The 26,898-nt window shown below is 39.3% G+C and carries 24 protein-coding genes and 4 tRNA genes; 10 read left to right on the top strand and 18 right to left on the bottom strand.

From position 1 onward, the window contains the following. Positions 1 to 316: 316 nt before the first annotated feature. The 3 genes from der to era form a co-directional block, all read right to left on the bottom strand. Positions 317 to 1,618, bottom strand: coding sequence for a ribosome biogenesis GTPase Der (der, locus tag R2R28_RS03115; protein ID WP_316824250.1), 1,302 nt, complete (start codon positions 1,616 to 1,618; stop codon positions 317 to 319). Between the two features lie 155 nt (positions 1,619 to 1,773). Next, a complete protein-coding gene (locus tag R2R28_RS03110) occupies positions 1,774 to 2,280 on the bottom strand; it encodes a TlpA disulfide reductase family protein (RefSeq protein WP_316824249.1) in 507 nt (168 codons plus the stop codon). Positions 2,281 to 2,296: 16 nt separating this feature from the next. Next, complete coding sequence (gene era, locus R2R28_RS03105; protein WP_316824248.1) at positions 2,297 to 3,193, bottom strand: GTPase Era; 897 nt, start codon at positions 3,191 to 3,193, stop codon at positions 2,297 to 2,299. 114 nt (positions 3,194 to 3,307) lie between these two features. Between era and R2R28_RS03100 the strand changes: the two genes are divergently transcribed. The 3 genes from R2R28_RS03100 (at position 3,308) to R2R28_RS03090 (ending at position 4,046) form a co-directional block, all read left to right on the top strand. Then, positions 3,308 to 3,383: transfer RNA gene (locus R2R28_RS03100), tRNA-Met, on the top strand. Positions 3,384 to 3,458: 75 nt separating this feature from the next. After that, positions 3,459 to 3,530, top strand: a tRNA-Glu gene (locus R2R28_RS03095). A gap of 330 nt (positions 3,531 to 3,860) precedes the next feature. Beyond that, on the top strand, positions 3,861 to 4,046 hold the full coding sequence (locus R2R28_RS03090) for a hypothetical protein (protein WP_316824247.1): 186 nt from the start codon (positions 3,861 to 3,863) through the stop codon (positions 4,044 to 4,046). A 185-nt stretch (positions 4,047 to 4,231) separates the two neighbouring features. Here the strand turns inward: R2R28_RS03090 and R2R28_RS03085 are convergent, their stop codons facing one another. Together R2R28_RS03085 and R2R28_RS03080 are read right to left on the bottom strand one after the other, a co-directional pair. After that, on the bottom strand, positions 4,232 to 4,468 hold the full coding sequence (locus R2R28_RS03085) for a hypothetical protein (protein WP_316824246.1): 237 nt from the start codon (positions 4,466 to 4,468) through the stop codon (positions 4,232 to 4,234). Continuing rightward, the gene (locus R2R28_RS03080; protein WP_316824245.1) at positions 4,462 to 4,683 is read right to left on the bottom strand and encodes a hypothetical protein; all 222 of its coding nucleotides are present in this window, start codon (positions 4,681 to 4,683) and stop codon (positions 4,462 to 4,464) included. Before R2R28_RS03080 ends, R2R28_RS03085 begins: the two co-directional genes overlap by 7 nt. A 330-nt stretch (positions 4,684 to 5,013) precedes the next feature. Between R2R28_RS03080 and R2R28_RS03075 the strand changes: the two genes are divergently transcribed. The 5 genes from R2R28_RS03075 (at position 5,014) to R2R28_RS03055 (ending at position 8,789) form a co-directional block, all read left to right on the top strand. Further along, positions 5,014 to 5,910: an IPT/TIG domain-containing protein gene (locus R2R28_RS03075; RefSeq protein WP_316824244.1), complete on the top strand. Its 897-nt coding sequence runs from the start codon at positions 5,014 to 5,016 to the stop codon at positions 5,908 to 5,910. 616 nt (positions 5,911 to 6,526) lie between these two features. Further along, a complete protein-coding gene (locus R2R28_RS03070) occupies positions 6,527 to 7,540 on the top strand; it encodes a hypothetical protein (protein ID WP_316824243.1) in 1,014 nt (337 codons plus the stop codon). 382 nt (positions 7,541 to 7,922) lie between these two features. Continuing rightward, a tRNA-Met gene (locus tag R2R28_RS03065) sits at positions 7,923 to 7,998 on the top strand. 74 nt (positions 7,999 to 8,072) lie between these two features. Continuing rightward, positions 8,073 to 8,144: transfer RNA gene (locus R2R28_RS03060), tRNA-Glu, on the top strand. Positions 8,145 to 8,315: 171 nt separating this feature from the next. Beyond that, positions 8,316 to 8,789 (top strand): DinB family protein, encoded by a 474-nt coding sequence (locus tag R2R28_RS03055; RefSeq protein WP_316824242.1) that lies wholly within the window; start codon positions 8,316 to 8,318, stop codon positions 8,787 to 8,789. Between the two features lie 203 nt (positions 8,790 to 8,992). Here the strand turns inward: R2R28_RS03055 and R2R28_RS03050 are convergent, their stop codons facing one another. After that, positions 8,993 to 9,736 carry an SDR family oxidoreductase gene (locus tag R2R28_RS03050; protein WP_316824241.1) on the bottom strand — a complete coding sequence of 248 codons (744 nt, stop codon included), beginning with the start codon at positions 9,734 to 9,736 and terminating at the stop codon, positions 8,993 to 8,995. 146 nt (positions 9,737 to 9,882) lie between these two features. Between R2R28_RS03050 and R2R28_RS03045 the strand changes: the two genes are divergently transcribed. After that, a complete protein-coding gene (locus R2R28_RS03045; protein ID WP_316824240.1) occupies positions 9,883 to 10,191 on the top strand; it encodes a helix-turn-helix domain-containing protein in 309 nt (102 codons plus the stop codon). A 68-nt stretch (positions 10,192 to 10,259) separates the two neighbouring features. Here R2R28_RS03045 and R2R28_RS03040 read toward each other — a convergent pair whose 3' ends face one another. The 12 genes from R2R28_RS03040 to R2R28_RS02985 form a co-directional block, all read right to left on the bottom strand. Beyond that, positions 10,260 to 11,291, bottom strand: coding sequence for a S41 family peptidase (locus tag R2R28_RS03040; RefSeq protein ID WP_316824239.1), 1,032 nt, complete (start codon positions 11,289 to 11,291; stop codon positions 10,260 to 10,262). A 103-nt stretch (positions 11,292 to 11,394) separates the two neighbouring features. Beyond that, positions 11,395 to 12,558, bottom strand: a complete 1,164-nt coding sequence (locus R2R28_RS03035) for a phenylacetate--CoA ligase family protein (protein ID WP_316824238.1) — start codon at positions 12,556 to 12,558, stop codon at positions 11,395 to 11,397. Then, the gene (locus R2R28_RS03030; protein WP_316824237.1) at positions 12,555 to 13,475 is read right to left on the bottom strand and encodes a glycosyltransferase family 2 protein; all 921 of its coding nucleotides are present in this window, start codon (positions 13,473 to 13,475) and stop codon (positions 12,555 to 12,557) included. The genes R2R28_RS03035 and R2R28_RS03030 overlap by 4 nt, the downstream gene beginning before the upstream one ends. A gap of 1 nt (position 13,476) precedes the next feature. Further along, positions 13,477 to 14,709 (bottom strand): hypothetical protein, encoded by a 1,233-nt coding sequence (locus tag R2R28_RS03025; RefSeq protein ID WP_316824236.1) that lies wholly within the window; start codon positions 14,707 to 14,709, stop codon positions 13,477 to 13,479. A 3-nt stretch (positions 14,710 to 14,712) separates the two neighbouring features. Further along, positions 14,713 to 15,540 (bottom strand): hypothetical protein, encoded by an 828-nt coding sequence (locus R2R28_RS03020; protein ID WP_316824235.1) that lies wholly within the window; start codon positions 15,538 to 15,540, stop codon positions 14,713 to 14,715. Positions 15,541 to 15,983: 443 nt separating this feature from the next. Next, the gene (locus R2R28_RS03015; RefSeq protein WP_316824234.1) at positions 15,984 to 16,568 is read right to left on the bottom strand and encodes a YdeI/OmpD-associated family protein; all 585 of its coding nucleotides are present in this window, start codon (positions 16,566 to 16,568) and stop codon (positions 15,984 to 15,986) included. A 7-nt stretch (positions 16,569 to 16,575) separates the two neighbouring features. Beyond that, on the bottom strand, positions 16,576 to 17,028 hold the full coding sequence (locus R2R28_RS03010; RefSeq protein ID WP_316824233.1) for a DUF1569 domain-containing protein: 453 nt from the start codon (positions 17,026 to 17,028) through the stop codon (positions 16,576 to 16,578). 72 nt (positions 17,029 to 17,100) lie between these two features. Continuing rightward, complete coding sequence (locus R2R28_RS03005; protein WP_316824232.1) at positions 17,101 to 17,793, bottom strand: YafY family protein; 693 nt, start codon at positions 17,791 to 17,793, stop codon at positions 17,101 to 17,103. 200 nt (positions 17,794 to 17,993) lie between these two features. After that, complete coding sequence (locus R2R28_RS03000) at positions 17,994 to 19,076, bottom strand: Gfo/Idh/MocA family oxidoreductase (protein ID WP_316824231.1); 1,083 nt, start codon at positions 19,074 to 19,076, stop codon at positions 17,994 to 17,996. A 112-nt stretch (positions 19,077 to 19,188) separates the two neighbouring features. Further along, positions 19,189 to 20,643, bottom strand: a complete 1,455-nt coding sequence (locus R2R28_RS02995; RefSeq protein ID WP_316824230.1) for a Gfo/Idh/MocA family oxidoreductase — start codon at positions 20,641 to 20,643, stop codon at positions 19,189 to 19,191. 30 nt (positions 20,644 to 20,673) lie between these two features. After that, positions 20,674 to 24,126 carry a family 16 glycoside hydrolase gene (locus R2R28_RS02990; RefSeq protein WP_316824229.1) on the bottom strand — a complete coding sequence of 1,151 codons (3,453 nt, stop codon included), beginning with the start codon at positions 24,124 to 24,126 and terminating at the stop codon, positions 20,674 to 20,676. A gap of 23 nt (positions 24,127 to 24,149) precedes the next feature. Then, entirely contained in the window at positions 24,150 to 25,436 is a 1,287-nt protein-coding gene (locus R2R28_RS02985; protein ID WP_316824228.1) for a Gfo/Idh/MocA family oxidoreductase, read from the bottom strand. Positions 25,437 to 25,631: 195 nt separating this feature from the next. Between R2R28_RS02985 and R2R28_RS02980 the strand changes: the two genes are divergently transcribed. Further along, the gene (locus tag R2R28_RS02980; protein WP_316824227.1) at positions 25,632 to 26,885 is read left to right on the top strand and encodes an ROK family protein; all 1,254 of its coding nucleotides are present in this window, start codon (positions 25,632 to 25,634) and stop codon (positions 26,883 to 26,885) included. Positions 26,886 to 26,898 lie beyond the last annotated feature (13 nt).

The following is a 26,898-nucleotide window of genomic DNA, read 5'->3' as shown; positions in this document are numbered from 1 at the left end:
AATAATCTTGTTAGCTCAACCTCTAGTGGATTTCAAATCCAGAGAACAAAACGTCGAGATTACAAATCTCAACGAACAGAAAAATTACTGTCATTCTGAACGCAGTGAAGAATCCCTAACCGATGAAACACCGAACCCTTAACTGTAACGACATAAACATTGGTACAACACCATATAGATTCTTCACTGCGTTCAGCATAACAATGCTTTACCAACAAAAACAGGGCTGCTTTCGCTATGGAATGCAGCCCTGCTTTAAATAACATTGGTTTTTAGGCATATTGGCCCTGAGCCTTCCACCTTAAAACCCTCAACCTTACTTCTGTCTGAAATAAATCTGGATTGGTGCACCCGAAAAATCGAAGTTTTCTCTTAATTTATTCTCAATGAAACGTTTATACGGATCTTTAATGTACTGCGGCAGGTTGCAGAAAAAAGCAAACATTGGCGAAGTAGCATTAATTTGAGTGATATATTTAATTTTAATGAATTTTCCTTTTAATGCCGGTGGTGGGAATTTCTCGATCAACGGCAACATTACATCATTTAATTTAGATGTAGGAATTTTCTTGCTACGGTTTTTGTAAACCTCTAAAGCAGCTTCAATTGCTTTGAAAATACGTTGCTTGTTCAATACTGATGTAAATACAATCGGCACATCGGTAAAAGGACGGATACGCTCATGAATCTGCTCTTCGAAAGCTTTCATGGTTTGGGTATTCTTTTCAATCAAATCCCATTTGTTAACCAAAATTACAATACCTTTTTTGTTCTTCTCAGCCAAATGGAAGATATTAATATCCTGACTTTCGATCCCTTCTACAGCATCAATCATCAATACCACTACATCAGCTTCTTCTAGAGCCTTAATGGTACGCATTACCGAATAAAACTCTAAGTTTTCTTTAACCTTTGTTTTTTTACGTAATCCGGCAGTATCGATCAGCATAAACTCGTGACCGAACTGGTTATAATGGATTTTGATCGAATCGCGGGTGGTACCTGCATTTGCAGTAACAATATTACGTTCTTTACCAATTAATGCATTTACCAAAGATGATTTACCCACATTCGGGCGACCTGCAATGGTAATTTTAGGCAATTGATTTTCTTCTTCAGGAATATCTTCGAAATTTTTAACAATTTCATCCAATAACTCTCCTGTTCCAGAACCCGTCATTGATGATAATGGATAAACCTCACCTAAACCAAAACCATAAAAAGTATGGATTTCGTTATACAATGCGGTATTATCTACCTTATTTGCGGTTACATAAACCGGCTTTTTACTTCTGCGCAACACCTGGGCAATGTCATCGTCAAGATCGGTGATGCCTGTGGTTACATCAACCATAAAGATTAATACACTGGCCTCTTCTATGGCGATCATTACCTGCTCACGGATGGCAGCTTCATAAACGTCTTCTGAGTTGGCTACATAACCACCTGTATCAATTACAGTAAATTGTCTGTCGGTCCACTCACCTACTCCATAGTGCCTATCGCGGGTTACGCCGCTTGCATCATCTACAATAGCCTTACGGCTTTCGGTTAGTCTATTAAAAAGGGTACTCTTGCCTACGTTTGGCCTGCCTACGATGGCTATAATATTACTCATGGGTGTTCTATTGATAGTTAATGGCTTATAGTTAATGGTCGTGGTGTTTATGCAAGCTGCGCAAACTATTTGGCTATCAGCCATTGACTATCAACTACTAACCGATTTATTTCGGGCTGCAAAGGTACGGTTATTTTTCGTAACCTCCATTAATATTAATTTTTATACTTATCTAAAAGTCCTTTTATTACTTCTTCTGTTAACTGATTCCCTTGCAACAAAGGAAAGCCTTCCCACCTCACCACTCCTTTCGGATCGATGAGAATAGCATGCGGAATGCCCTTAACCTGAATCAGCTCTTTTACTGTACCTTTGGTATCGATGGCTTCAAAATAATTGATTTTTGGATTATCAAAAGCTTCAACTTTTTCTTCTGCTTCATCAGAAATACCGATAATTACCAGCTTATCAGCATATTTTTTCTGCAGATCATTTAAAGTTGGTATATAGGCCCTGCATGGTCCGCACCAAGTTGCCCAAAAATCGATCAGTACAAATTTCTCTTTGGTATCGGGCTGTTTCGAAATCCATTTTTCAACAACTAACTCCGGCGCCTTTTCGTTCAGGATAGATTTTGCCCACATTTTTTTACCATTGTTAGATTCCTGGGCGAAAGCCACTGTACCAGCCAAAAGCAAAATAAACGTCAAACTTTTTTTCATATCCTAAAAATCGAAATTAATTATCGTAACCAAAGCTTTTCAGGTAATTCTTTTTGCTTCTCCAGTCCGGAATTACTTTAACAAACATTTCCAGGAAAACCTTGCTATCCAAAAATTTCTCAATCTCCAAACGCGCTTCGGTACCCACTTTTTTCAACATACTACCACCGGTACCAATCAAAATGTTCTTTTGCGAATCGCGTTCTACCACAATTTCTGCTGTAATCCTGATCATTGCTCCTTTACCATTTTTCATCTCCTCTTCTTTAAAGCTCTTTACAATTACTTCGGTGCTGTAAGGAATTTCCTTTTGGTAATTAAGGAAGATTTTTTCGCGGATGATCTCCGAAACAAAGAAACGTTCAGAACGATCGGTTAAATCTTCTTTATCGTAATATGGTGGATGTTCTGGCAACATTTCGAGCACACGATCCAATAATCCGTCGACATTGTGTTTATGTAAGGCTGAAATTGCATAAATAGCCACCGGATTTAACTTTTCCTGCCAGTAAGCAATCTTCTCATCAACCTGCTCTTGTAATGCCTTATCAATTTTATTAATTAATACGATGGTTGGGATATCACGGTTCAGGATTTTCTCCAAAACGTCTTCTTCATCGTGTTCTTCGTTAATATCAGTTACAAATAAAAGTACATCCGCATCGGTTAAAGATCCGTTAACAAAGCTCATCATACTCTCCTGCAGACTGTATTTAGGCTTGATTATACCCGGGGTATCAGAAAAAACGATCTGATATTCTTCTTCATTTACGATCCCCAAAATACGGTGTCTTGTGGTTTGTGCCTTAGGAGTTATAATGCTAAGCCGCTCGCCTACAAGCACATTCATGAGGGTGGATTTACCTACATTTGGTTTACCTATTATACTTACAAAACCTGCTTTATGCGCCATTAAAATATTTTTTAAAAAAAATTTGCAGCACAAAGAAACGAATTATATCTTTGCATTCCAATTCGGAAACAGAGTTAAGGATTTAATTCAATAGAAAAAACGAGTTGTATAGAGTGCGGGGTGGAGCAGTTGGTAGCTCGTCGGGCTCATAACCCGAAGGTCGCACGTTCGAGTCGTGTCCCCGCTACCAAGAAGTTGGGAGTTGAAAGTGTTAAGTTGGGAGTTTCTCCAAACTCAATACCTCAGATTCTAAACTCAGATTAATGGCCCGTTCGTCTAGGGGTGAGGACGCCAGATTTTCATTCTGGAAACAGGGGTTCGATTCCCCTACGGGCTACGATAAGGGAAAGAGGTTCAAAACGAGCTTCTTTCCCTTTTTTTATGCCTTCTAATTAGCTGTTAATCAGAAATATAAGATCAAGCGACTCGCTTACTCCAGCGGTTCGATGTTTCACTCCGTCAAAACTGATTTTTTCCAATAGTGACTAGAACGGAAGAAGAAATACAGGAATTAATTAACAAACATCAACCAGATATAGATAAGCTGGAAAGGATGTTGTTAAACATCCATTCCGTAGCGTGCACTCGCTTTTGGTATTGGCGTTTGGGCAATTTGCGAAAACACCTCAATTTCATAAACTATGGGTTTTTTAAATATTTTATCCAAATGAAATTAAATCCCCAAATGAATACCAATAACACCACCATATCTAATAGAAAATTACTGGTATTAAAGCCGATATGGGCCAATTCAATATCAGAGGGATTTATTTTGCCGTATGTGTATTTGTTAAACGTTAAAGGAAATCCGATTAAAGTAAAACCGTCTGATTCGGCTTCAAATGTTGAGTAAATAAGGGTTATTACGATAAAAACCGCAATAGCTAATAACGTGGGTTTTGTATATATACTCATCAACCTAGATTTAATCTGCCAAATTTATAATTTTCAATAATGGTGTTCACCTGTTCGGGAGTAATTGTTGTGGAGGTTCTGTCATTTAAATATACGCCACCACCTCCGAACATTATATTCGTCTTATTGTTGATCATTTTTTGAATATTCCACTGTTCCCTCATACTTTTTATCCACACCCAAGGTTCGTCTACATGGTAGACCTAATGAATGCCCGAACTCATGAGGAATCGTATTTTTATCCAAACCTTTAATAATTGATGGTATAAAAGTCTCTTTCAGATAAATTTCCGTTCCGCCAATCTTATTTACTTTCCCATATAGTCCAATTAGCTTGCTGGCATCTCTTACATCTACCAAATGTCATTTCCAAGCTTTTGATTGATATTATATATGATCCTTTGATGAAGTTTTACACGTACCTGCACACGCTTAACAACAGGGCGCACATATTTTTTAGCAGGAAGATAATCTAAACCATTCTTTATATTGGCGGTCGTGTAACAAAGTTTGTCGTAACTTATTTCGTAGGTATTTTTTAATTGTTTTTCTTTTACTTTTCCAGGATCGGGCAAATTGATTTTTTTTTGCGGTCGTAGAATCGCACAGTGACATATATAAATCAAGCAATACATCAATAGTCATTACGTATTCGTTAACAATAATTATTCATCCACCTTTTTGCTCCATTTTATTTGTCAATCAGGTTAAATCAAAACAAACATCGTGCCTATTGAATATTTTTACAGTTATGGGCTACGATCCCGCTTTACGATAAGTAGAGCGGGATTTTTGCTTTTATGTGTTTTAAAATACAATTACTCACCCCTAATCATTATTTTTTTTTGAATAATTCCATTCTCCGTATGGCAAAATAATTATCTTAGCTAACATAAAACTCTTTTATGAATTTCAAACGCTCTTATCTCTTTAATTTTATTACTTTCATTATATTTTTATTGGGCAGTTCTTGTTCAAATAAAGACGATGATCTTAAACCCGAGACAGTTCCTGCATCTAAATCGCCGATAATTACCAATTTTACTCCGGCCGAAGCAACAATAGGTCAAACCGTAACCATTACCGGAAGTAATTTTGGAACAGAGGTAAGCCTGGTTACCATTACGTTCGACAATGGCATTAGCTTAAGGCCTAAAACCGTAATGCCAACAGAAATAATTTTCGATGTTCCGACCGGTATGACTACCAGTAGTTTCACCATCAGTATAAATATTAACGGCGTCATATCAACTGTAAAAAGCAGCACAGCATTAACAATAAAATACTTATTAACCGTTACCAGACTACCAACAGAAGCTGGCAGCGCCATAGTTAGCAGTGATAAATCGACCTTGCTCTCAACAGACATCAATAGCACCGCTTCGAGAATCACGACTAATAAAGATGCTACCGGAGAAATTTATCAAACGGAGCTGATGCATGCAGAAAAGGCAACCTTGGATTTCATCGACAATAAACACATAACTGCAAAATTCCCTACAATGAATCCTACCGATACAACAACCATTCCTTACATTCGATACACCCATAAGGATGACGCCACAAAAACCATTAAAGAATACCGCGCATATATCCGAAATGACAATGTAAATACACCAACCTTAATTAAAATTGCCAGCAAGGATAAAATTGCCACTAATCGGATTTCTGTGATAAGCTATAGTACCGGCATGCTGCTACTCTCTTCGGATACTGATTTTAATACGAACATTACAGTAAATGATTTTATCAGCGCCTTTAAAGCCAGCAATCAAAAAATTTCTCAACTCAAAGAAAATTAATCCCATCATAGCCGTTTAAATTATATTTAAAATAAATATAACCACTTGATAAACAATGCAATAATACACCACCTCAATGTATTTACCAGGAATAATCAGGCTTTAATTTTAAATCACTAATAAATTCCCTGCCTATTACGTTTTTGTAAAACAAAAAACTGAAGCGCGAGACCCCGGCAATTAACAGTACAGGAAGCGCAAAACCAAGCCTACCAAAATTATATGTGCAAAAGATTAATAAAATAGAAAGGGGCAAAAAATCGACAAGAGAATTTTTATCAATATAGCTAAATTCAAAATCTCCCGATACGGGATCATACACAATTGAGCCTTCCCTGATCTTATTTTATATCTACCTGAATATGCTGACGATGGTAAAACAAAACAAATCTCCAAAAGATCCTCTTTTGTAACATCATACTTCCTCTTTTTTAAGATGGAAATTATTTCTTCATAATCTCTTAATTCAGCTTATTTTGCCGGTTAAGCAGCATATAGAGATTGATTCTTCAGTAATATCCATAAACTAATTATTTGTAGCGGCCAGGTAAATACCATTAAATAATTCTACTTTTAACATACAACAAAATCCCAGTCATCATCTAAAACGCAATTCATGAGCTCCGTATTCCGAACATCCTATACCCAGGATCCAGAAACTGTAACCAACGATAAATTAAAAGAAATTACCGGCCAAAGAAAGTGGCAAACCGTTGATATTAAAATTACAGAAGAAGACCTTAAAGAAAATATCTGGTTTTTAAACGATGCTGTTGTTTTAAGACAAAGCAGAGAAGGCGTTCCTTTGATGACGACCAGCGCAATTTACGGGCCGATCCACAAAGACAATAAGGTTGTTTTAACCCCTGGTGAAGGAACGGGTGTGAGTGTGCTCCCAAAAGACGCAACAGAAATACCGCTGATCGATCAACTGGAAGCCCTGGCCAGAAATGCAAAAACTCCAAAAGAAGGTAACGCGGTTACGGTTAACTCCAACTGGGTGAGCAGCAATAATGGAGGCCGGTTGCCTAACCTCGATCCATCTGCAAATGTATTTGGACAAACGGGTTCGTTATATGTAAATGAACTCGCTGTAATCTTCCCTGTAATGGACCCAAGCCATCCGGATTATGAAGAAACACTGGCCTTTTACGGGGGTAAACTACTTAAACCAGCGGAACCTTTTTACATGGGCTTTAAAGACACCCTGTTTGGCATGGAATACGACACCTCTTTACCGGATTACATCCGTAATTATGCCATGTCGCCTATTGGTGGTGGTGGTATGTTTGTTGAACACCATCCCTTCCCACATATTTTTCTACCCAAACCAAACGAAAACGGAAAAGTATTTTGTGAAGCAAAAGTAACGTTAGGCCGTAAAATTGAGGTTATAGATCCAGAAAAAGACAATCCAAAAATTATATTTACCACTTTCAGGGTTCCTGCTGATGGGTCAGCGCTGGTGATTAAACCATCCACGATACACAACGATAGTTTCACCAATGGAAAACTGGCTGTTTTTGTTGCCAATACACCGGCAGATACGGTAGCTTTCAGACAGACTGCTCCTTTTACCAATATTGTTGTAAAAGATAATGAAGCTCAAATAGAGAAACCAAAGTATTAATGTATTAGCGCCTGATTTACCCGCATCTGATGACGATGCGGGCAAACAGGACTTTAATCAACATAACTAACCAAATATATATTGAACTGATATTAGCGCTAAAAACAGGAAATGATAATTTTTATTTAGACTAATTACAAACAAAGAAAGTGAACAAAATTTATTTATCCAAGTTTCATCAGAAAGAATTTGATAAATAATGATTAAAAACATACAACTTGCTCATTATCAATTCGAAATTTATTGCCATCAATTAACTATGGATTTAAGGTTAAAAAGGCCGATAAAAATATTTTAAAAAATATCTCAAATGCCTTTGCAAGTATCAAAATAAATCTTACCTTTGCACTCCTTCAAACGAAGAAAATTTGAAGAAATAGAGTGCGGGGTGGAGCAGTTGGTAGCTCGTCGGGCTCATAACCCGAAGGTCGCACGTTCGAGTCGTGTCCCCGCTACCAAGAAGTTGGGAGTTGAAAGTGTTAAGTTGGGAGTTTCTCCAAACTCAATACCTCAAGTCAAAACTCAGATTAATGGCCCGTTCGTCTAGGGGTGAGGACGCCAGATTTTCATTCTGGAAACAGGGGTTCGATTCCCCTACGGGCTACGATCCCGCTTTACGATAAGTAGAGCGGGATTTTTGCTTTTTAGGATAATTGAAAAAGTAAATAAATACACATGCTTTGTGAAGCATATCAAATTCCTGAAAAATGAGATATCAATTTGATTTAAACAACCTTACAGTTTTTTCTATAGCCAGGGATTTAAACCAACATAAATGATTAATGAACGTTTCGAATGTGAAATTTTAAGGACCAGCAGGACCAGGCTATTGCAATTGATGGAAACAATTAATTACGAAATATTATTTAAAATTCCAGAGGGGTTTAACAATAATATAATTTGGCAAATTGGTCATTGTATCACTTCTCAGCAACGGCATATGTATATGCGTAGCGGATTACCAATGTATATATCTAAAGAATTTATGGAGTCCTTTAAAATTGGATCATCTCCGGATTCTTGGAAAATTGCCCCAGATGTTAATGAAGTGAAACAGTTATTGATTGATACAGTTAATCACCTTGAATCGGATTTGGAGTCCAGATTATTTATCGACTATGAGCCCTTTGAGTTGCCCATTGGATTTCAAGTAAGAAATCATATTCAGGCACTGCAAGCCGCAAACTATCACGAAGCGGAGCATAGCGGGAAGATTCTTACCTATTTGAAGCTGCTAGTTAAAGAATAATAAAGTACATGAACGAAGGATGCGCATATAAAAATTAGGCAAACCACTGCCATGCTTACAAGGCACATCGTTTTATCAATTAGATTGGATCAGTTTGTTTCGGCAAAAAAAATTCACTAAAATATACACCTGAATCATTATTTAAGAATAAAAAAAGCGGCAATTGCCGCTTTTCTTAAAAAGTACCCAATAATAATTAAGATCTATTTTAGCGCGTAGTTAAGGTAACCGCCATCAGCTACAATCTCTGTCCCTGTAATAAAACTCGCAGCATCAGAAGCCAGAAATAATACCGTTTTCGCAATTTCATCTGGATTGCCTAATCTTTGTAAAGCTGTTGCACCTGCTAACATTTCTTTTGCTTCTGCCGGTAAAGCGTTTTCTAAACCCGGTGTGGCCACTGGCCCAGGGCTAACAATGTTTACGCGAATTTTTCTACCCGCCAGTTCGTTTGCTGCAATTTGAGCTATTTTATTTAGTGCCCCTTTAGTTGCAGAATATACGCTCGCGCCTAAATTTGCGGCAGTTGCTACTGTTGAAGATGTAAATAATACCGCTGCTCCATCAGCCAAATGAGGGAGCAATTTTTGCAAGGTAAAAAAATGCCCCTTTACATTGGTGTTAAATTGTACATCGAAATTTGCTTCGGTAACATCTGCTATGGGCTCAAATGTTGCTATCCCAGCATTTAAGAAAAGAACATCAACTTTCTCACCCTTTTCTGCGATTGCTTTTTCCAGGACAGAGATGTCTGCCAGTTTTGAAGTATCGGCTACAATAGTGTTTAATTTAGTGCTATTAATTTCTGCGCTTGCTTTTTGGAGATTTTCGGCTTTTCTACCTGTTATCCAAACATTTGCCCCGGCATTAATAAATGCTTTTGCTGTTGCTAACCCAATCCCAGTGGTGCCGCCTGTAACCACAACGTTTTTATTTGTAAAATCCATGATTATTTTTTTATTATTTTAAGTTGTAAAGTTAAAATGAATCAATTTATTTTGGTTACTTTGTTACGGAAAGTAACAGTAACTTTCGGGTAACAAAGTAACTTATGACTGAAAACCATTGTGAATTAGGGCACAAAAAAGAGATCATGGCGGTTCACGACGCGATGGACGTACTGAGTGGAAAATGGAAAATCTCCATCATTTCATCAATCTGTTATTACAACAAGAGAAGATTTTCTGATATTTTGAACGATGTGCATGGGATCTCAAACAAAATGCTGAGTAAGGAATTAAAGGAGCTGGAGATTAACAAATTGGTAAAACGAACGGTATTAGACACGCAGCCTATATCTGTTCAATACCAGCTAACAGCATATGGCATGACACTGAAAACCATTATCAACGATCTTACAGCCTGGGGATTGGAACACCGCAAGGTTATTATTGGTAAATAAATTTGATTATAGCCCACGGGCAGCGTTTTAGCAATCGCCGGATTGGACAACCTAACAGACAGCTCCTATTATTGACCACTCAGGAATTTGATGGCTTCTTCAATGTTCTTGTCCAACATTAAATCATCAAAATTATCCTGCTTTGAAACAGCAACATCCGGAATAATCTTTTCGTGATATATACCGTTCCTGTCACTATCGAAAGTAGTTGTTAGTGCCATTGTTACTCCGAAAGGGAGCGGGTAAAAAATATTCCCGGTTGTAAAGCCTGCTGTTGTTTCGCCAATAAAGACAGTATTAGGCCGGTCTTTAAATGCTAATGCGGTAACTTCTCCCGAACTTGCTGTTAACGGGCCTGTAATAACTGCAACTTTTGCCTGATCAAGCAAATTGCCTTCAGGATTGATAAAAGATATCGTTTTACCATTAAGAACATATTTTCCATTATCCAATGCCATTTTATCAATTACCCTTCTATTGAAATTTAGTGATGTCCAAATATTTTGATTACCTAAAAAATCATATAACGCTAAAAGCATCGGGGTAGAATTTCCACCAGTATTGAGCCGTAAATCGATAATCCAACCTTCAGGCTTATTTTCTTTTTTAATTTGTGCGATCTGATCGTACCATGGCTGGGCAATGTTATGCATATTCGAAGAACTAACATCAAAGAATATTATACCGGGCACCAGAATATAACCATATTTTTCGCTTATCATTTTCACTTCAAAACCAGGTTTTGCAGTATATTTCTTTTTCCACTGATCGCTGTATCGAGGTTCTGAAATTTTATTCCCCGCCCCTGCATATTTTATCCCTTTAAAATAAATGGCGGTATGGTTAGCCCCTATCTTATCAAAAAGTTTGCTGATTTCTATAAGTGAGTTTTCAAAATTGCTGTATTGGTTTAGATTTTTTCTGGTATGCGATTCAACATTTTTCCAATCTACCGTTCTTTTAAATAAATAGTCACTTTTTAGGGCAGCAAAAACCTGTTTATAAAATACGGTTATACTATCGTTGGTCATTTTTTTGTCCTGAGCATATAGATGTGTCGATAAACTGATAATAACCAATATTAAAATAGCTTTTTTCATTGTATTGATTAAGGGGGAAGATAACCCAGCCAAAAAATTAAGTATTGCAGGTAAGACGAGATACTTAAAAAAATGGTTGCAAGTGTTGAGGATTTTATTGAAGCTAAAGGCGCTGATCGACAATAGCAGGGGTTTTACCTGTTATAACGTTGGTATGAAAATTTAAATCGGCACCTGTTATAACCTCTAAATTTTTCACCTTATAGCCAAATACCTGATATAGCTCCTGATGTTTTAGTTCGATATAGGCTGCTTTATCGTTATCAGCTAAATCAATGCTTAGCATAAATTTTATTGCCGTATGCCCTTCTTGTGGCATAATCTGTATCTGAAACCTTTCAACATCAGCAAGAACTACATTAAAATCATCCAGTTCGTAGTTACACTCGTTAAACATAAAAGAATTACGTTCTCTTCCTTTTAATTCAAGATAAGGTTGTCCATCAATTTCAGCCCATTTCCCAATATCCCCGGTATTGTATCTGAAAACAGGAAACCGTTTGCGAAACAGGTTACTCACCAACAAGCGACCATAACCATCGGTATCAGGTTCGTTTACTTCAACAACAAGGCCTTCAATTACCCTGAATAGTGATGGTGATTGACTGTAGTTGCACCAGGCCCATATCCCCGTTTCTGCTGAACCATATAAAGAGTATATCTGTTCGGTTCCAAAAACCTGTCCGAGCAGCTTGATATGTGATGGCGGCAAAAATTCTCCCCCGAATAACAGATTTTTTATAGGTAAACTGAGCTGATGTTTTTTAAGGTACTGTGCAAAAAGAAATAATTTTGAAGGTGTACCCAACAATAAATTAGGTTTAAAATTTTGAGCCATGTGGCAGGCATCTTCATAAGGCAAACCGGCGCTGGCTACTAAGGTTGTTGCACTGCACCTTTCCAGCAAATCGTCCATAATGGCAGCTGTGCGGTACATATCCATATACCCAAACATGTTAAGGGCAATTGTTTTTGGAATAAATATTCCTGCAGATTTTAATGCGGCTGCAAGTGTTGCACGCTGTTCCAGATTTTCTGCAATATCAACAGGAAAAACCAATGGCTTTTGTGTAGATCCGCCGGAACGCACCAGATAAACCCCCTGTTCCTGACTGTGGAGATCAAAATGATTGTTTAACTGGGCAATCAATTCTTTTTTACCCATTATGGGGGCATCCCGATAATCTTCGAACCCCTGATAATAGGTTTTGAAAAGCTCCGATTGCCTTACAATTTGATAATAGTTGCTGAGAAGAGGATTAATCATGATCTTTTGATGAGCAGGGAGCGAAGATATTGAGGCAAAAAGCTGCGATGATGCCACACAAAACGCATTTTTTGAGTGTTTGATACTAAATTCTGCAGGGCGTGTTTGTACCAGCGTTTACCGATCATCCTCATTAACAGGCGATCGTGTTTATCTTTACTGTTGCTATACCGCGAAATTACCGGTGGCAATTCAATCTGCTTAAAATGGGTATAATTTTTTCTTGATAAACTTCCCGGCACCTCGTTTACATAAAGATAACATCCGGTTTGCAATGCTATTTTTCCGGGCACTTTATCCAGTATCCCCTTTAATACTCGGTACCAAAAATCAATTCCTTCGTTTAATTGTGCTCCGGCCATATATTGGTGAGCAGCAATCCATTTACCTTGGGTAATCACGTTACTCCCGACCCCCATGATAAAATGAGGTGAGCTGACAGCCATTAATGGGTTTTTAACCTGGTACAAATCGGCATCAAGTGGTTCGATGTACTTTTTTAATCGTTCGAGATTGGGGTATATTTCATTGCCGGGCATAAATGCAATATTGAGCACCATAAAATCGAGCTGGTGTGCTTTGAATGCATTAGCGGCAATTTCCAACAGCTTTGGATGATATTCGTCGTCGGCATCTAAAAAACTGATTAATTCACTATTGCTTGCAGCAAAACCGATGTTACGGGCATTACCTGGACCTTTATTATTACTAAGTTGAATTAATTGTATCCTGCAATTGCCAAAAGCAGACAACTGATCACGCAAAAAATCTTTTGCAACCGACAAGCTTTTGTCTGTGCTGGCATCATCAACAATAATCAACTCATCCGGCAGTTTACTTTGCCGGATGAGTGAATGAAGTGTTTGGCTGATATAAGCAGCCTTATTAAATAATGGAATTATGATAGCATGCGTCATATTAACTTTCAGACATCATTGCGGGAAAAATTACGCCCCTACCCTGGTGAACATTAACCACACTCTCTGCAGAACCACGGAACAGGCCGGGACCAAACGAGCGGTCGTTGTAACATAATAACATCCCTACCAGGTTGATCAGTGTTTGCGCTGTACCATCGTTATACTTAAACCAACGTTGAGGCACATATTGCTGCACCATATACGCTTGCCATTGTTTGGCAATTATATTAGTCCAAACGGAGTCTTCACAATCATTTTTTATATACATATCAATACCACGACCCCCACTATTGCGTTTTAACACCCAGTTTAATGATGAATTACTTACTTCTGCCCGTTTTTCGGGATTATGCAGGGCATAAGTTGGTATTAAAAACGATCGCAAAAACTGATAATCTTCTTCAGTAAGATAATCCTTCATGATTTCTTCGTTAAACAAAACCGCCAGTATGCGTTTATCATGCACCAGGATCAGCGTACGTACATCGTTAAAGTAGTTACCCTTACTGATGATTTGCTTCAATACTTCCGGATCAAAATTGCGCAGTTCTTCGCGGTCCATTTCCATTATAAACTGCTTAACGGGTTTACCATGCAACATCACTGCCCCATTTTGGCAGGTTAACTGTGCGGGGCTGGCAGAAATGTAATCCAGGCCTTGTTTGCTAAACTCATTTAACAAATAAAATACCTCGGTCCCTTTTTCTTTATCATGCAAAAGCACAATAGGCTCAGCGGCATTAAACCGGTTAAAGATGGCATCAACAAAATCACGCTGCGCAGGAACTACATCCAGTAAGGGCAAGCCACTATCTTCAGTAATCACATTAAGGTAATAACTTAACATCCATCCGTTAATGGGGTACCTGGCTCCTATTTCGCAAATTTTGATGCTGCCATCTGCTGCCTGTAAAAAATCCGGGCGGTACATCCCAACTTCGTAAGGTTGTACTTGTGCAATGTTCAAAATATTGTTCAACCGCTCATCAAAGTTATAAATGGCACGTATCCTGTCGTCTTTAAAATAGGCATTTACAACGCTTGTTAAAGCCTTGTTCAATACCCGGCATAAATCTTCCATCCGCGCTATTTCTTTACGGTTTACGGCAACAGGAATGGGAGAAAACGAATCAGAACCATTGCAGGGTATTTCACCCAGGTGTTTGATTAGCAACTCATTTAAAGCATCTCTGCTGCAAATAGTTTGTCCTTCTACAAGTTCACCTGTCATAGTTTATGCAATTTCATCCTCCATCACCGGCTCTAAACTTGCACTAATGGTTTCCATTACTGCTGCTTTTTTACTCAAATAATCGGCAACAATTTCGCCTAAGTCGTAATCGGCCAGGTTTACATCCATGGCCTTAACATAATAGTTGATGGAATTTACGGCATAAAAGAAATGGTTTTTCTCTGTGGGGCCACAGTGCACGGTAATCCATGCCAAAGTATGTTTTAAAGTATCTTTATCGAAACCAAAATCATCTTCCAGCCAACGCGTAAACCTGGGTAATATAAATTCTACTTCGCCATGTGTATAAATTTCGTGCACCAATGTGGTTAAAAGGCCGATCAATAAATCTTTGTTTCGTAACGAATTCTGGTCTTTCCAATATTTAAAAGCACGGGCACTTGGATCAAGGTATTGCCTTAACAACCACCCATCATCACCACAAGTATTGGTTGCCATAGTATAAAAGAGATCAGAATGCAATACTTTTCCGACAACAGCTAAATCTTCATCCACAATTCTGTTTAAACTTGCTACTGATCTAAAAAGCTGTGCTTCATCCGGTACAGGTGCATTTTTATGGATCAGCATCGTTATGCGGTTACTTAAGCCAGCTACAGTAACTGCACTATTATTGGTTTGGCTCCAGCTATGAAAAAAGGGTTTAAGATGTTCCCTGTCATGAGGAATTGCAGTTAGTTTAGTAAAACTTTCTTCGATGGTGGTGAAGTGTTCTGCCTGTTGCGGAAAATAGGTTAAAAGTTGGTGCTTTAAGGGAGATTCTTCCATTCCTTCGAGCACAGGGATGATGATTGATAATAAATTTTTCACAATTGTTTGGTTTAAGGTCTATTAAAATGTAAATAAATGCAGATTAAAATATTCTTATTTTGTTTTAAGCACATTAAAGGCCAAAACAAAAATCAGTCTGTTATTACCAAATAAAATTATTGGATGTGGCAAGTAATATCGACATGCAAAATAAAAATCAAGTTATTGATATACAGAAATATAAAAAAATTAAATGATGACAATCGGGATAACCATTGATAGCGCGTATTACATTTTAATGAGCAGTTAAATGTTTGGGATGATGAGATATTTTTTAGTTACACATAGATACGGACTTTATTTTCAATAAAAAATATATACATCAAATACATGTTAAAATTACACACAAATACATTTATTAATTACAAAATATAATAATTAATAATACAATCATGACTTACTTGAATTTATAAAAAACTCAAAACATACAAAGTGTCAAGTTACTATCTGAACTGTCTGGGTTTAAGCTTCTGGCTGGCTAACAGGGCTATTTCGTTTATCCTTTTTTGCCTGGTTTCTGTTTTTTTTGCAAGTACAAGCCATTGCAGGATACTTTTTTGAACGGATTTACTTAAATTCAGGAAAAAAGGCATTGATCCACGTTGTGTTTTAAAGGCGGCAATTAAATCTTTGGGTATTTTTAATGCCTCTACATCGTCTAAAATGATCCAGGAATTGTTTTCTTTTGCTTTTTCGATACTGGCGAACCCGGCTGCAGCCATTAATCCTTCGTTTATTAATCGTTTAACCTTGGCTTTGTTAATTTTCGACCACCCACTTCTGGGTTTGCGTTTGCAGAAAAACTGCATAAAAGTATAATCATCAATCCGCTTTGCTGTACTGTCTATCCAGCCAAAGCAAAGGGCTTCATCAACGGCCTGGCTCCACGAAATTGATGGCACATTGGATTTTATTTTATGGTAAACAAGCCATACGGATTGTTTTGAACAATGATTTTCGGTTAACCATTGTCTCCAATCTTTCTGGCTTGCCGGACAAAAAGTTTCGATCTCTTTTTCCTGATTCATCTGCTGATTAGTTTCCAAACTGCCTTAAGTGATGATCAAAGTGTTTCCATTGCATTAATGCCCATTCTTCGGGGGTAAGTTCGCCAAAAAATGCCTGTGGATGTTTAGTGCATTTGGCCGGACCACCTGCTAAAAAAGACTTAATCTGCCTGATTACCTTTGCTTTTTCGGTTTCGAAATCAGGATTGCCTTTTATAATGTAACTTTTATCGGTTGCACCGTTTTTAGGAAAGGGTACTTCGCTAAAAAATTTCGGTTTCAATAATTTTCCAAAAAAGCGACCAACAAAACCCAGTCTTTCGGGATTGTGCAAACCCATGGCGGTTTCGAGCGATGCATTACAATGCGCAAGCATTTGGTTTACATTCATTTTGCCCCATTGCTTTTGGGCAGTTGGCTGGAGTTTTTCTATCCGCGCTAAAATGGCTGAAGTATCGGACGGATTAAAAAGGTTGTTCATGTTCATTAATTTATGTTTACGCAACAAAACTAATGCAGCTAAATGACAGCCCTATGTCAGGGGTATAAATCCTTAATGATTTTTATCGAAAAATTCCTGTAGCGTCAATTTATGGGGATTAAATTGCTCGGTAAGCATTTCGAGTTTTTTAATCCGATCGAGGCGGAAATACCTGAATTCGTTGCGTAAGCGACACCAGGCGACCAGCAACCAGTTTTCTTGCGTACTTAACAAGGCGAAAGGTTCAATTAAACGGTTACTTACCTGATTGGCTTCATTGGAATATTCTATCCGTGTAACATAAAAATTGGTGAGGGCAAACTGCAGACCGGAGAGGTTATTGCTGTTTCTTTCGTTATTAAAATTTTGGGTAAAACGGGTGCGTTCAGTTAAAAGATTAACTTTATCTTTTACTTTATTCCCCAATACGGCCTTAATTTTATCAATGGCTTCTAAATAGTCTTTAATGAATGAGGTATCTTTGTTTTTCAACACCAGCTGTTCGGCCAGAATGAGGGCATTGGCCTGGCTTTCGGTAAACATTACGGGCGGTATTTGGTAACCTTCCATCAAGCGATAGCCTTTTCCTTCTTCGGTAAAAACAGGAATACCAGCGTGCTCTAAGGCCTTAATATCACGATAAATGGTTCTTATACTAACCGAAAATCTTTTTGCCAGCTCCGGTGCTGTTAAAAGCCTTTTCGTTTGCAACTGGGTTAAAATTGCGGTTAAGCGCGAAAGCCGTTTGGTATCGTTATCGTTCATGGTTCTGATTTTTCATTAAGACTAACGAAGTTCTTCCATAGCGCAATCCCATTTCTGACTTCGTGATTCAATGATACATAAAATCGGGACTTTCTGGTATACTACATCATGGATCTTAGAGAAATCTTTGAAACCCGTAAAAAGATTTCTCCATTCCGCGGTGCTTCAGTCGAAATGACGTCCGTTGAGTAAGGAAGAATTTAGTCCAGCCTGATCATTTCGCCAGTTTTAACAGATTCATCACAGGCGAAGGCAATCCTTAAGCTGTTCACCGCATCATCAGTAGCGTTGGTTAAATCGATATTTTCTGTTATGGCTTTTAAAAAATAACGTTGTTCGCGGTTACAAAGTTCCTGGTGATCGGGTTCATCAGTCAGATCGATCCACTCATCAGCTTTGCTGAATTCGTCGTGAGTATCTAAATCGGCATGGTGTAATTTAATCGATTCGGTTTTGGTATGCGCATCAATATTATCAGAGTTACCTGCTGCACCAGCATTTTTGGCCATAATGGATACCGATCCTTTCGGACCGAAAACATCTTTAATAAAAAAGGCATTATCACTTACCATCGGCCCCCAGCCGGCTTCGTACCAGCCGATAGAACCATCTTCGAAACGGATTTGCAACTGCCCGTAATTGTAATTCCAGTCGGGGATATCGTCGGTAAGCCTTGCACCAATGGCACTTACCTGTACGGGTTTCGATCGCGTCATCTGGCACATGATATCGATATAATGAACAGCACAATCTACAATCGGACTTAAACTTTTCATCAGGTTGCGGTGCACGGTCCATTTAGGGCCGTGGCTCTGTTGGTTCAGGTTCATGCGCATCACTAAAGGTTTCCCCATTTCACGGGCCAGTCCGGTAAATTTTTCCCATGAGGGATGATAGCGAAGGATATAACCCACTAATAATTTTTTATTGGCTTTTTTCGCGGCTTCGGCCACTTTTATTGCCCCCTCAACGGTATCGGCCAAAGGTTTTTCGATAAATACGTGGCAGCCATTTTCGAATGATTTTATGGCGTAGGCTTCGTGCGTATCGGGATAGGTAGAAATACAAACGGCATCGGGTCTGGTAGCAGCCAGCGCCTCGTAAAAATCAGAGTAAAGATCGTATTGCCCACCTAGTTTTTGGTTAAGGATTTCTTTGCTTTCACCAGTAGAAACCAATCCGCATATTTCAAAACCCGGTAAGTTATGATAAGCGGTGGTGTGGGATGTGCCCATATTACCACAGCCCACCACTAAAACCCTTAAATTCTTAATCTCTGTCATTTATTGTTAAAGTTGTAATGTTTTAAATGTTGAATGCAATGGCCCTAAATAAGCTTTAACCATAAAATCATTCTGTTTGCCATTTTAAAGTTAAGGTTAAAAAGTTTTAAAGTTAAACGCCCAAACTCCAGCCTTTTCGGTATTCGCGTTTTACAAATTGGTTTACTTCATCAAAATTGGTCACTTTCATATTTACCTTATCCCAAAGCATTTTAATGTCTCTGCCCGGGTAGCTGATTTTGCCTGCTGTATCCCTGCGCTGTACATCTGTTCCCCTGATGGCCAGATTGGCGATAAGTAAGGTTTCGGTAAGCGGGCCGGCTATTTCAAATGGCGAACTGAGCTGCATTTTGCCATATCCGGCAATTGCGGCCTCTGCAAACTGGGTATAATGACCTTCTTCCTGGTTAACAATACGTGGAATGGTGATTTTCGTCTTATCTGATTCGTTGCGCGATAAAGGTAATAACCTCGGATTTTTGCCATAAGTTTCGCAAATCATCTTTCCTTTTGTACCGATAAAAAGTACGCCATTATCGCCAAAACTTTCGTTTGCGCCTAGTTCTTCAGGTCTTTCGGGTTTAATTCCACCATCCATCCAATGTACCTGAACCTCATGTTTGTTTTTTGGTGTTTTAGCGAAAGTCATGATGACGTGGCTTGATGGCGGACAACTTTCTGGCAGGTACGCCCGTTTAAATTCATCTACATATACGCTGCCCACACTGCACTCTACACTGATTGGCGTATCCAAACCTAATACCCTGAAAGGTGGCTCAACCAGGTGGCAGCCCATATCGCCAATGGCTCCGGTACCGTAATCCCACCATCCCCTCCAGTTGAAAGGAACCAGTTTATTGATATAATCCTTATAAGGCGCGCTACCTAACCAAAGATCCCAATCGAGTTCTTTTGGCACAGCCTCTGTTGCTGTTGGCCAGGAGATTCCCTGTGGCCAAACGGGGCGGTTGGTCCAGCAGTAAACCGTATGTACTTTACCGATCCGGCCTGCATCATACCATTCCTGTAACCTTCTTACCCCATCACCTGATGCCCCCTGATTTCCCATCTGCGTAACCACTTTATAACGATTCGCCGCTTCAGTCAACATCCGGGCCTCATAAATATCATGTGTTAAAGGTTTTTGCACATATACATGTTTGCCCAATTGCATAGCGGCCATGGCAATCTGCGCATGAGTATGGTCGGGCGTGGATACGGTTACGGCATCAATATTTTTGCCTTCTTTATCCAGTAACTCACGATAATCTTTATAATATTTAGCTTTCGGGAAGTTTTTCAGGGAGTTTGCAGCCCTTCTGTCGTCTACATCGCATAAAAAAGCAACATCGGTTTTGCCGCCCCTTACCATGCTGGCAATATCGCCTTCTCCTTTTCCACCTGCACCGATACCAGCCAATTGCAAGCGATCGCTTGGCGCCAGAAAACCTGGCCCACCTAATACATGGCGTGGCACAATCATAAATCCGGCTGCCGCAAGTGCTGTTGTTTTAATAAAGTTTCTTCTCGAATTTCCGTTTTTCGAATTTGCCTTATCTTCTGTCATTATTTGGGATCTTGTAATGCTAAATTTAAATTATTTCTTTTTAGTAGTTGTATCTTTTTCTTTTTTGCTAAGGTCTTTGATCCTGATGTTACGGAACTGAACCGGCGAGCCATGGCCAAGGAAACCGATATGACCGCTTTCACGCGATAAACCCGGATGTTCCTGATGATCAGGAGTTCCACCTTTTTTGAATGGTTCGATATCGCCATCTAAAATTACCGTCCCATTTAAGGTCACTTTAATTTTAGATCCTTTGGCAATCACTTCTTCGTAATTCCACTCTCCGGTAGGTTTCAAAAAGCCTCTTTTGGCAGGAAGGGTTCCATAAATTGAGCCATGGTATTGGTACACTTTCAGATCCTTATAAATCGGGGCATCATTATCCAGAATTTGCAATTCCATGCCTGCGTAAGCTGCATCACCTTCTAGTGGAGCCCTTATGCCCAAGCCGTTATTTGCTCCTGGTGTCAACTGAAATTCGAAACGGTAAATAAAATCGCTGAATTCTTCTTTGCTGAATAAGTTACCGCCCGATCCCTTGCCTGGCTTAGGACGGATAGCGATGTTTCCGTCTTCGATCACATAATCAGTGGTATTACCTGTCCAGCTGTGCATATTGGTTCCATCAAACAATACTTTATAACCTTCTTTTTTCTCCTGTGCACTCAGTTCAAAAGGTTTTGGACGGGGAATTTCTTTGATGTAAATATCGCGGTAAGCCACCGGCGATCCATGCGCCTGCAGTTCGATTTGTTCCGCTGTAAAAATCGGCAGGCTTCTGTCCCAATAATTTTCCAGGATCACATTATCAGTCACCAATTGTCCGTTCAGGTAAACCGTAACGCGATCACCTTTCATCAAAATCCTGAAGGTATTCCATTCATCTAATTTATTATCGGCTACTTTAAGCGGCTTGCTTTGGTTGGATTGGTTATTATATAAGCCACCAGAACCTACCTGCGCACCCACTTTGGTCCGGGCCAAATCCCAGATCTGCACCTGTGGTGTACCGCGCAGGTAAATACCCGCATCGCCCTCTCCTTTTTTATCGTCGATGATTTTCCAATCCACCAGCATTTCAAAATCGCCATATTTTTTAACCGTTGCCAGGTTATTTCCGTGGCTTTGGAACTGCAGTTCGCCATTTACCACCTTCCAGCTTTCCTGTGCTTCGGCATCTGCCTTTGCCTGTGCATCGGCTAAGCTTTTGGCATCCATTTTTGATCTTTTGATCGGATCGGCAACCAGGCCTTTCCAGCCCGATAAATCCTGATCGTTAAATACCTTTACAAAACCTTCACCGGCCTTCATTTCTGAAATGTATTTACGCATGCCTTCTTTCTGATAACCGGCATCGCCACCGTTGATTACCGCAATGGTTTTGTTCAATAAGTTTTTCACAATTTCGCCATTATAAGTTCCGGCCATGGTAATGTTCATTACTGCATTTGCCGCAGCTTGTTGTAAAGCCGTGTTATCTAAATACTGACCAGCAAATACTATCGCATTAAAACATTTGGCCTGTTCGGTATCTTTAAGTATCTGTTGTTGCTGTGACGGGGTTTTGGCTACCGCCATCGCGTTGCGTAACAATAACAAACGCTGCTCGGCAGGATAGTTTGTTTTTCTGATTAAACTTAGATAGCCCGTAATTGCCTGGTTTAAAAAAGCGGTATTAGAGGTTGTACGTGCAATATTGATTAACGCATCGGCTGAACCGGCATCCGACCAGGAAGAAAGTGCTCCGACGGTAGCTTTTTTGGTTGCATCATCGCCTGTGGCATAAGCTTCTGAAACCGCTTTTAACGATTTCTGACCGCCCAGACTGCCCAAAACTTTGTAAAACAATAATTTCTTATCGGCAGTTGTACTGTTCATCTGTTGAAGAATCGCATCAGTTTGAGCGTCTTTATCCGCACTTCCTTTTACCGAGGCAATAATGGCATCCTGTACAGCAGTAAGTTCGCTGGCATCGGTGGTTTTATTCAAAAGATCGAATAATTGCGCTTTGTTTTCTGCTGTGGCAACATGCTGTAATGAAAGAAAAGCCGCCTTTCTTACTTCCGTATTTTTACTGCTTAGTAAAGTATAAATAACCGTTATTTGGTTAGTGGCTGCACGGGCAGCTAAAACATTGATCAAAGCAACCTGTACTTCTGGTTTGGCTTTGGGGATAAATGCTGCAACTTTTGTAGCTACTCCGTCACCTTTTATTCTTAAAATGCCATTCGAAATACCTGCGATATCGGTTGTACTTCCTTTAGCCATTAATTTTAACAGGTCATCCAAAACCTCTTCCTGACCAAGTTTTACAGCGGTATTAATGGCGGCCAGTTTTACCTGCTGATCATCACTTTTAATCAATTTTAATACATCGGGCAATACAGATTTTGCTTTGCTGTTGGCGAGCATGTCCAGAATAGAAACTTGTGTAGATTCATCAACTTTTTTAAGTTGATTTACCCAGGCTGCGCTATTCGTATCATTTACACCAGCGGCAGCAAATTTAACCGCAGCTGCGCGGTATTCAAATTGTTTATCACTCATGGCGGCCAATAAAGCTTGCTGATCGGTTTGTGTAGCGGCAAGCAATTTTAAAGCAGCAATTCGTTCGTTTACCTGATCATCGGCTGTTGCTTTTTCCAGGATATTTTTGGCAATGCTTTGTACGCCTGCTTTATCTGTTCCAATGCTTTTCTGTGCATACACAAATAAAGCTGCAACGGCGTTGGTTTGATCGTATTTATAACCCGCCTGTTCTGCTGCTTTTATCAATATTTCTTTTGATGATACATCTCCAATATTGGCCAGGGCATATAAACTCACTTTCGTTAATGCTTTGTCGGCGCCCGTAGCCAAAGGTGTAATGGCTATAGCCGCTGCTTTTGTGTTGCTACATGCCAAGGCTTCAACAATGGCCATTTTAGCCTTTCCGTTTGCTTTACTTAATCCACCGATTAATGCTTTTATAGCCAATGGTGTCCCTATTTTAGCCAGTGATCTTGAAGCTTCATCTGCTAATTGCTCGTCGGTAAGGTAACTTTCTAAACAGCTTACTGCAGCATCATTCCCCACCAAATCAAACTGACTGATGATAAAAGCTTTGTTTTGCTGATCTGATAATATAGGCAAAGCTTTACAATAAGCTTTAATGGCCATATCTCTTGCGGCCTGTTGATCTTTTTTAGTAACAAAATCCGTGAAACCCCCAACGGCATATTCTATTAAAGCATTGTTTGCCTTATCTGAGGCCGTTAATCCGCTAATTAAGGTGACATATCCATCTTCACCCAAATCAGCAACTTCTTTCATGTTACGCGTTAACTGAGTGGCATCCCTGGCTGGTAATTGTGCCAATAAATCGGCAATACGTGTAGTGGTGGTTCTTTCGTCTTTTTTATCCTGGGCGAGTGCTGTGATGGTAAATAATGCATCCGAAAGCATTACAATGGCCAGCAGCGCCAATAATATTTTTTTATTCATGATGATTTGTATAAAGGGATGTTTTAAATGGAAAATGGAGCGCGCATTACGGGATTAATTAACCTGTTTGCGGCTTCATCATCAATAAACGTTTGCTTAACCGGATCGAATTTTAACGATCTGCCCAATCGTAAGGCAGCCAGACCAATATTTACAATGTTGCATGAACGATGTCCATTCTCTTCATTCAGCGCGAATTTTTTCCTTGTTCTTACCGATTCAGAAAATTCTACAATCTCCGGATCAGGATCAGGGAATTGGGCCAGTTTGCGTTCGAGATCAGGAATATCCGATTTAAAGCCCGGGTATAATTTGCCTTTCGGCCCCTCTATATAAGGTACATTAACATCTTTACCTTCCCCATCCAAAATAATCTGACAGCCATCGGCATAGGTATAAGTAATTCTGCGCCAAATGCCCACGGCATCGGTATGTTGTTGCGGTGCATCCACTTCAACTGAAATCGGGTTGGTATCATCTTTTCCTAAAAAATATTGGATTGGATCGATGTAATGCTGCCCCATATCACTCAATCCGCCACCATCATAATCCCAATAACCCCTAAAAGTTTGATGTACACGGTGCGCGTTATAAGGTTTGTAAGGTGCAGGACCTAACCATGCGTTATAATCCAATTCGGGTGGTACAGGCTGAGGTTCTAAATGATCTTTACCCACCCAATAAAATTTCCAGTCGTAGCCGGTATGTTTGCTCACGGTTACCTTTAACGGCCAGCCCAGCATGCCACTATCTACCAGTTTTTTAATCGGCTTAACCGTGGTACCCATGCCGTAAAAAGTATCCTTAAACCTAAACCAGGTATTTAACCTGAACATCCTACCGTTTTGTTTTACGGCTTCCACTACCCTTTTGCCTTCGCCTATGGTATGTGTCATTGGTTTTTCGCACCAGATATCTTTACCTGCATTTGCAGCATCAACGGCCATTATACCATGCCAGTGTGGCGGGGTAGCAATATGCACAATATCTACTTCGGGTAACTGAATCAGTTCTCTATAATCACTAAATGTTTTTACTCCTTTATCCAACATGCCCGCAGCCTGTTTAAGGTGGTTCTGGTCAACATCGCAAATGGCTACTACTTGTGTGCCTTCGTATTCGAAATGGCCTCTTCCCATGCCGCCAACGCCAATTACAGCTTTGGTCAGTTTATCGCTTGGGGCAAGATAACCTTGTCCGCCCATTACATAGCGTGGTACAATGGTAAAAGTGGCGAGGCCGATTGCAGACTTTTTGATAAAATCGCGCCTGGAATTAGGCTGTTTTGGCAGTTCTTCTTTAGTTTTCATTTTGGTTAGGGTGTTTATAGAAAATACGGTTATACGGGTGGTTATTCCGTGTGGTTTTAAACGTATTCGTAGTTTAATATTAATAAGAAATTGTTGTATTGGCAAAACATCAATGATTTCTTTACGTATTAAAAAAACTTCAGTAAATTTTTAATAGAAGTTGGCTATATTTATCAAAATAGCATCATTAATGTCATGAATCTTAACCTATTAAATCACTTAATCTCAAACTGCAACGATAAACAATCAATCGCTAAACATAAGCTGATTAAACATCTTTTTAATCAGGGTGCGGCCCCGGTTTCTACCTTATGTGAAATCATGGATATAAGCACACCCAGTATATTAAAACTGATTGCGGCTTTGATGGATGAAGACTGGGTTGAAAAAAAGGGTCATGGCTTATCAATCGGGGGAAGAAAACCCGACCTTTACCGTTTAAAGGATAAAAAAATCCTCATTCTCTGTATTGATATTGAATTATTCCACACCAAAATTGCCATTATTGACAATAACTATAACTTGCACTCGGATGTTAAAACTATTCTGCTCCCCATCTCTAAAAGCCGGACAGATTTTTTCCATATTTTAAATACGCATTTACAGGAGTTCTTAAAATCTTCAGGACTTAATAACAAGCAGTTAATTGGCTGCAGTGTAGGTATGCCGGGTTTAATTGATGCGGAGCAGGGCGAAAACTACAGCTATTTTTTAAGTGATGGAAAAAATATTTCTTTAACTGCTGCGTTTGAAAAAATATTAAATTTACCGGTGGTGATCCAAAACGATGTAAACGGATCATCAATGGCTGAATTTACACATGGAATGGCCAAAGGCAAGAAAAATGTACTGGTACTGTTGATGGATTGGGGCGTTGGCCTGGGCATTATTATGGATGGCAAGCTGAGGCAGGGCAATTGTGGTTTTTCGGGCGAACTGGGCCACATCCCGTTTGTTGAAAATGGCGCGCTTTGTTATTGTGGTAAACATGGCTGTTTAGAAACCGTTGCCTCTGGTAATGCGCTTTCAGAAATGGCTAAAGAAGGGATCTTATCAGGCAAAAACTCGATGCTTAATCAACTCAGCAAGGAGGAACTGGAAAGGATTGAACCGGCTGTAATTATTAAAGCAGCCAATAAAGGCGATCAGTATGCCATCCAGTTATTATCAAATGTAGGCACTTATATGGGGAAAGGAATATCGATGCTGATCCAATTATTTAACCCGGAACTGATTGTTTTAAGTGGCAAAATTGCCGAAGCAAAACAATACATCACCCTGCCTATGCAACAGGCGATTAATATGTATTGCATGACGCAGATTAGGGAGAAAACAACCATCGCATCTTCTGAGCTTGGCGAAAACTCGAGGTTATTGGGTTATACCGCATCAGGGATTGATCAATTTCTGGATGCTTACATCAGGGAAGCGAAAAGATTAAGAAAATGATGATTTAAACTGG

The organism is Pedobacter miscanthi (assembly GCF_032678605.1).
Classification (GTDB): domain Bacteria; phylum Bacteroidota; class Bacteroidia; order Sphingobacteriales; family Sphingobacteriaceae; genus Pedobacter; species Pedobacter miscanthi_A.
This window is presented reverse-complemented; position numbering and strand designations above follow the sequence as displayed.

Coding starts and splice junctions, on each gene's coding strand:
- der (WP_316824250.1), bottom strand. CDS start 1,618: ATGAGTAATATTATAGCCATCGTAGGCAGGCCAAACGTAGGCAAGAGT.
- R2R28_RS03110 (WP_316824249.1), bottom strand. CDS start 2,280: ATGAAAAAAAGTTTGACGTTTATTTTGCTTTTGGCTGGTACAGTGGCT.
- era (WP_316824248.1), bottom strand. CDS start 3,193: ATGGCGCATAAAGCAGGTTTTGTAAGTATAATAGGTAAACCAAATGTA.
- R2R28_RS03090 (WP_316824247.1), top strand. CDS start 3,861: ATGAAATTAAATCCCCAAATGAATACCAATAACACCACCATATCTAAT.
- R2R28_RS03075 (WP_316824244.1), top strand. CDS start 5,014: ATGAATTTCAAACGCTCTTATCTCTTTAATTTTATTACTTTCATTATA.
- R2R28_RS03070 (WP_316824243.1), top strand. CDS start 6,527: ATGAGCTCCGTATTCCGAACATCCTATACCCAGGATCCAGAAACTGTA.
- R2R28_RS03055 (WP_316824242.1), top strand. CDS start 8,316: ATGATTAATGAACGTTTCGAATGTGAAATTTTAAGGACCAGCAGGACC.
- R2R28_RS03050 (WP_316824241.1), bottom strand. CDS start 9,736: ATGGATTTTACAAATAAAAACGTTGTGGTTACAGGCGGCACCACTGGG.
- R2R28_RS03045 (WP_316824240.1), top strand. CDS start 9,883: ATGGCGGTTCACGACGCGATGGACGTACTGAGTGGAAAATGGAAAATC.
- R2R28_RS03040 (WP_316824239.1), bottom strand. CDS start 11,291: ATGAAAAAAGCTATTTTAATATTGGTTATTATCAGTTTATCGACACAT.
- R2R28_RS03035 (WP_316824238.1), bottom strand. CDS start 12,558: ATGATTAATCCTCTTCTCAGCAACTATTATCAAATTGTAAGGCAATCG.
- R2R28_RS03030 (WP_316824237.1), bottom strand. CDS start 13,475: ATGACGCATGCTATCATAATTCCATTATTTAATAAGGCTGCTTATATC.
- R2R28_RS03025 (WP_316824236.1), bottom strand. CDS start 14,709: ATGACAGGTGAACTTGTAGAAGGACAAACTATTTGCAGCAGAGATGCT.
- R2R28_RS03015 (WP_316824234.1), bottom strand. CDS start 16,568: ATGAATCAGGAAAAAGAGATCGAAACTTTTTGTCCGGCAAGCCAGAAA.
- R2R28_RS03010 (WP_316824233.1), bottom strand. CDS start 17,028: ATGAACAACCTTTTTAATCCGTCCGATACTTCAGCCATTTTAGCGCGG.
- R2R28_RS03005 (WP_316824232.1), bottom strand. CDS start 17,793: ATGAACGATAACGATACCAAACGGCTTTCGCGCTTAACCGCAATTTTA.
- R2R28_RS03000 (WP_316824231.1), bottom strand. CDS start 19,076: ATGACAGAGATTAAGAATTTAAGGGTTTTAGTGGTGGGCTGTGGTAAT.
- R2R28_RS02995 (WP_316824230.1), bottom strand. CDS start 20,643: ATGACAGAAGATAAGGCAAATTCGAAAAACGGAAATTCGAGAAGAAAC.
- R2R28_RS02990 (WP_316824229.1), bottom strand. CDS start 24,126: ATGAATAAAAAAATATTATTGGCGCTGCTGGCCATTGTAATGCTTTCG.
- R2R28_RS02985 (WP_316824228.1), bottom strand. CDS start 25,436: ATGAAAACTAAAGAAGAACTGCCAAAACAGCCTAATTCCAGGCGCGAT.
- R2R28_RS02980 (WP_316824227.1), top strand. CDS start 25,632: ATGAATCTTAACCTATTAAATCACTTAATCTCAAACTGCAACGATAAA.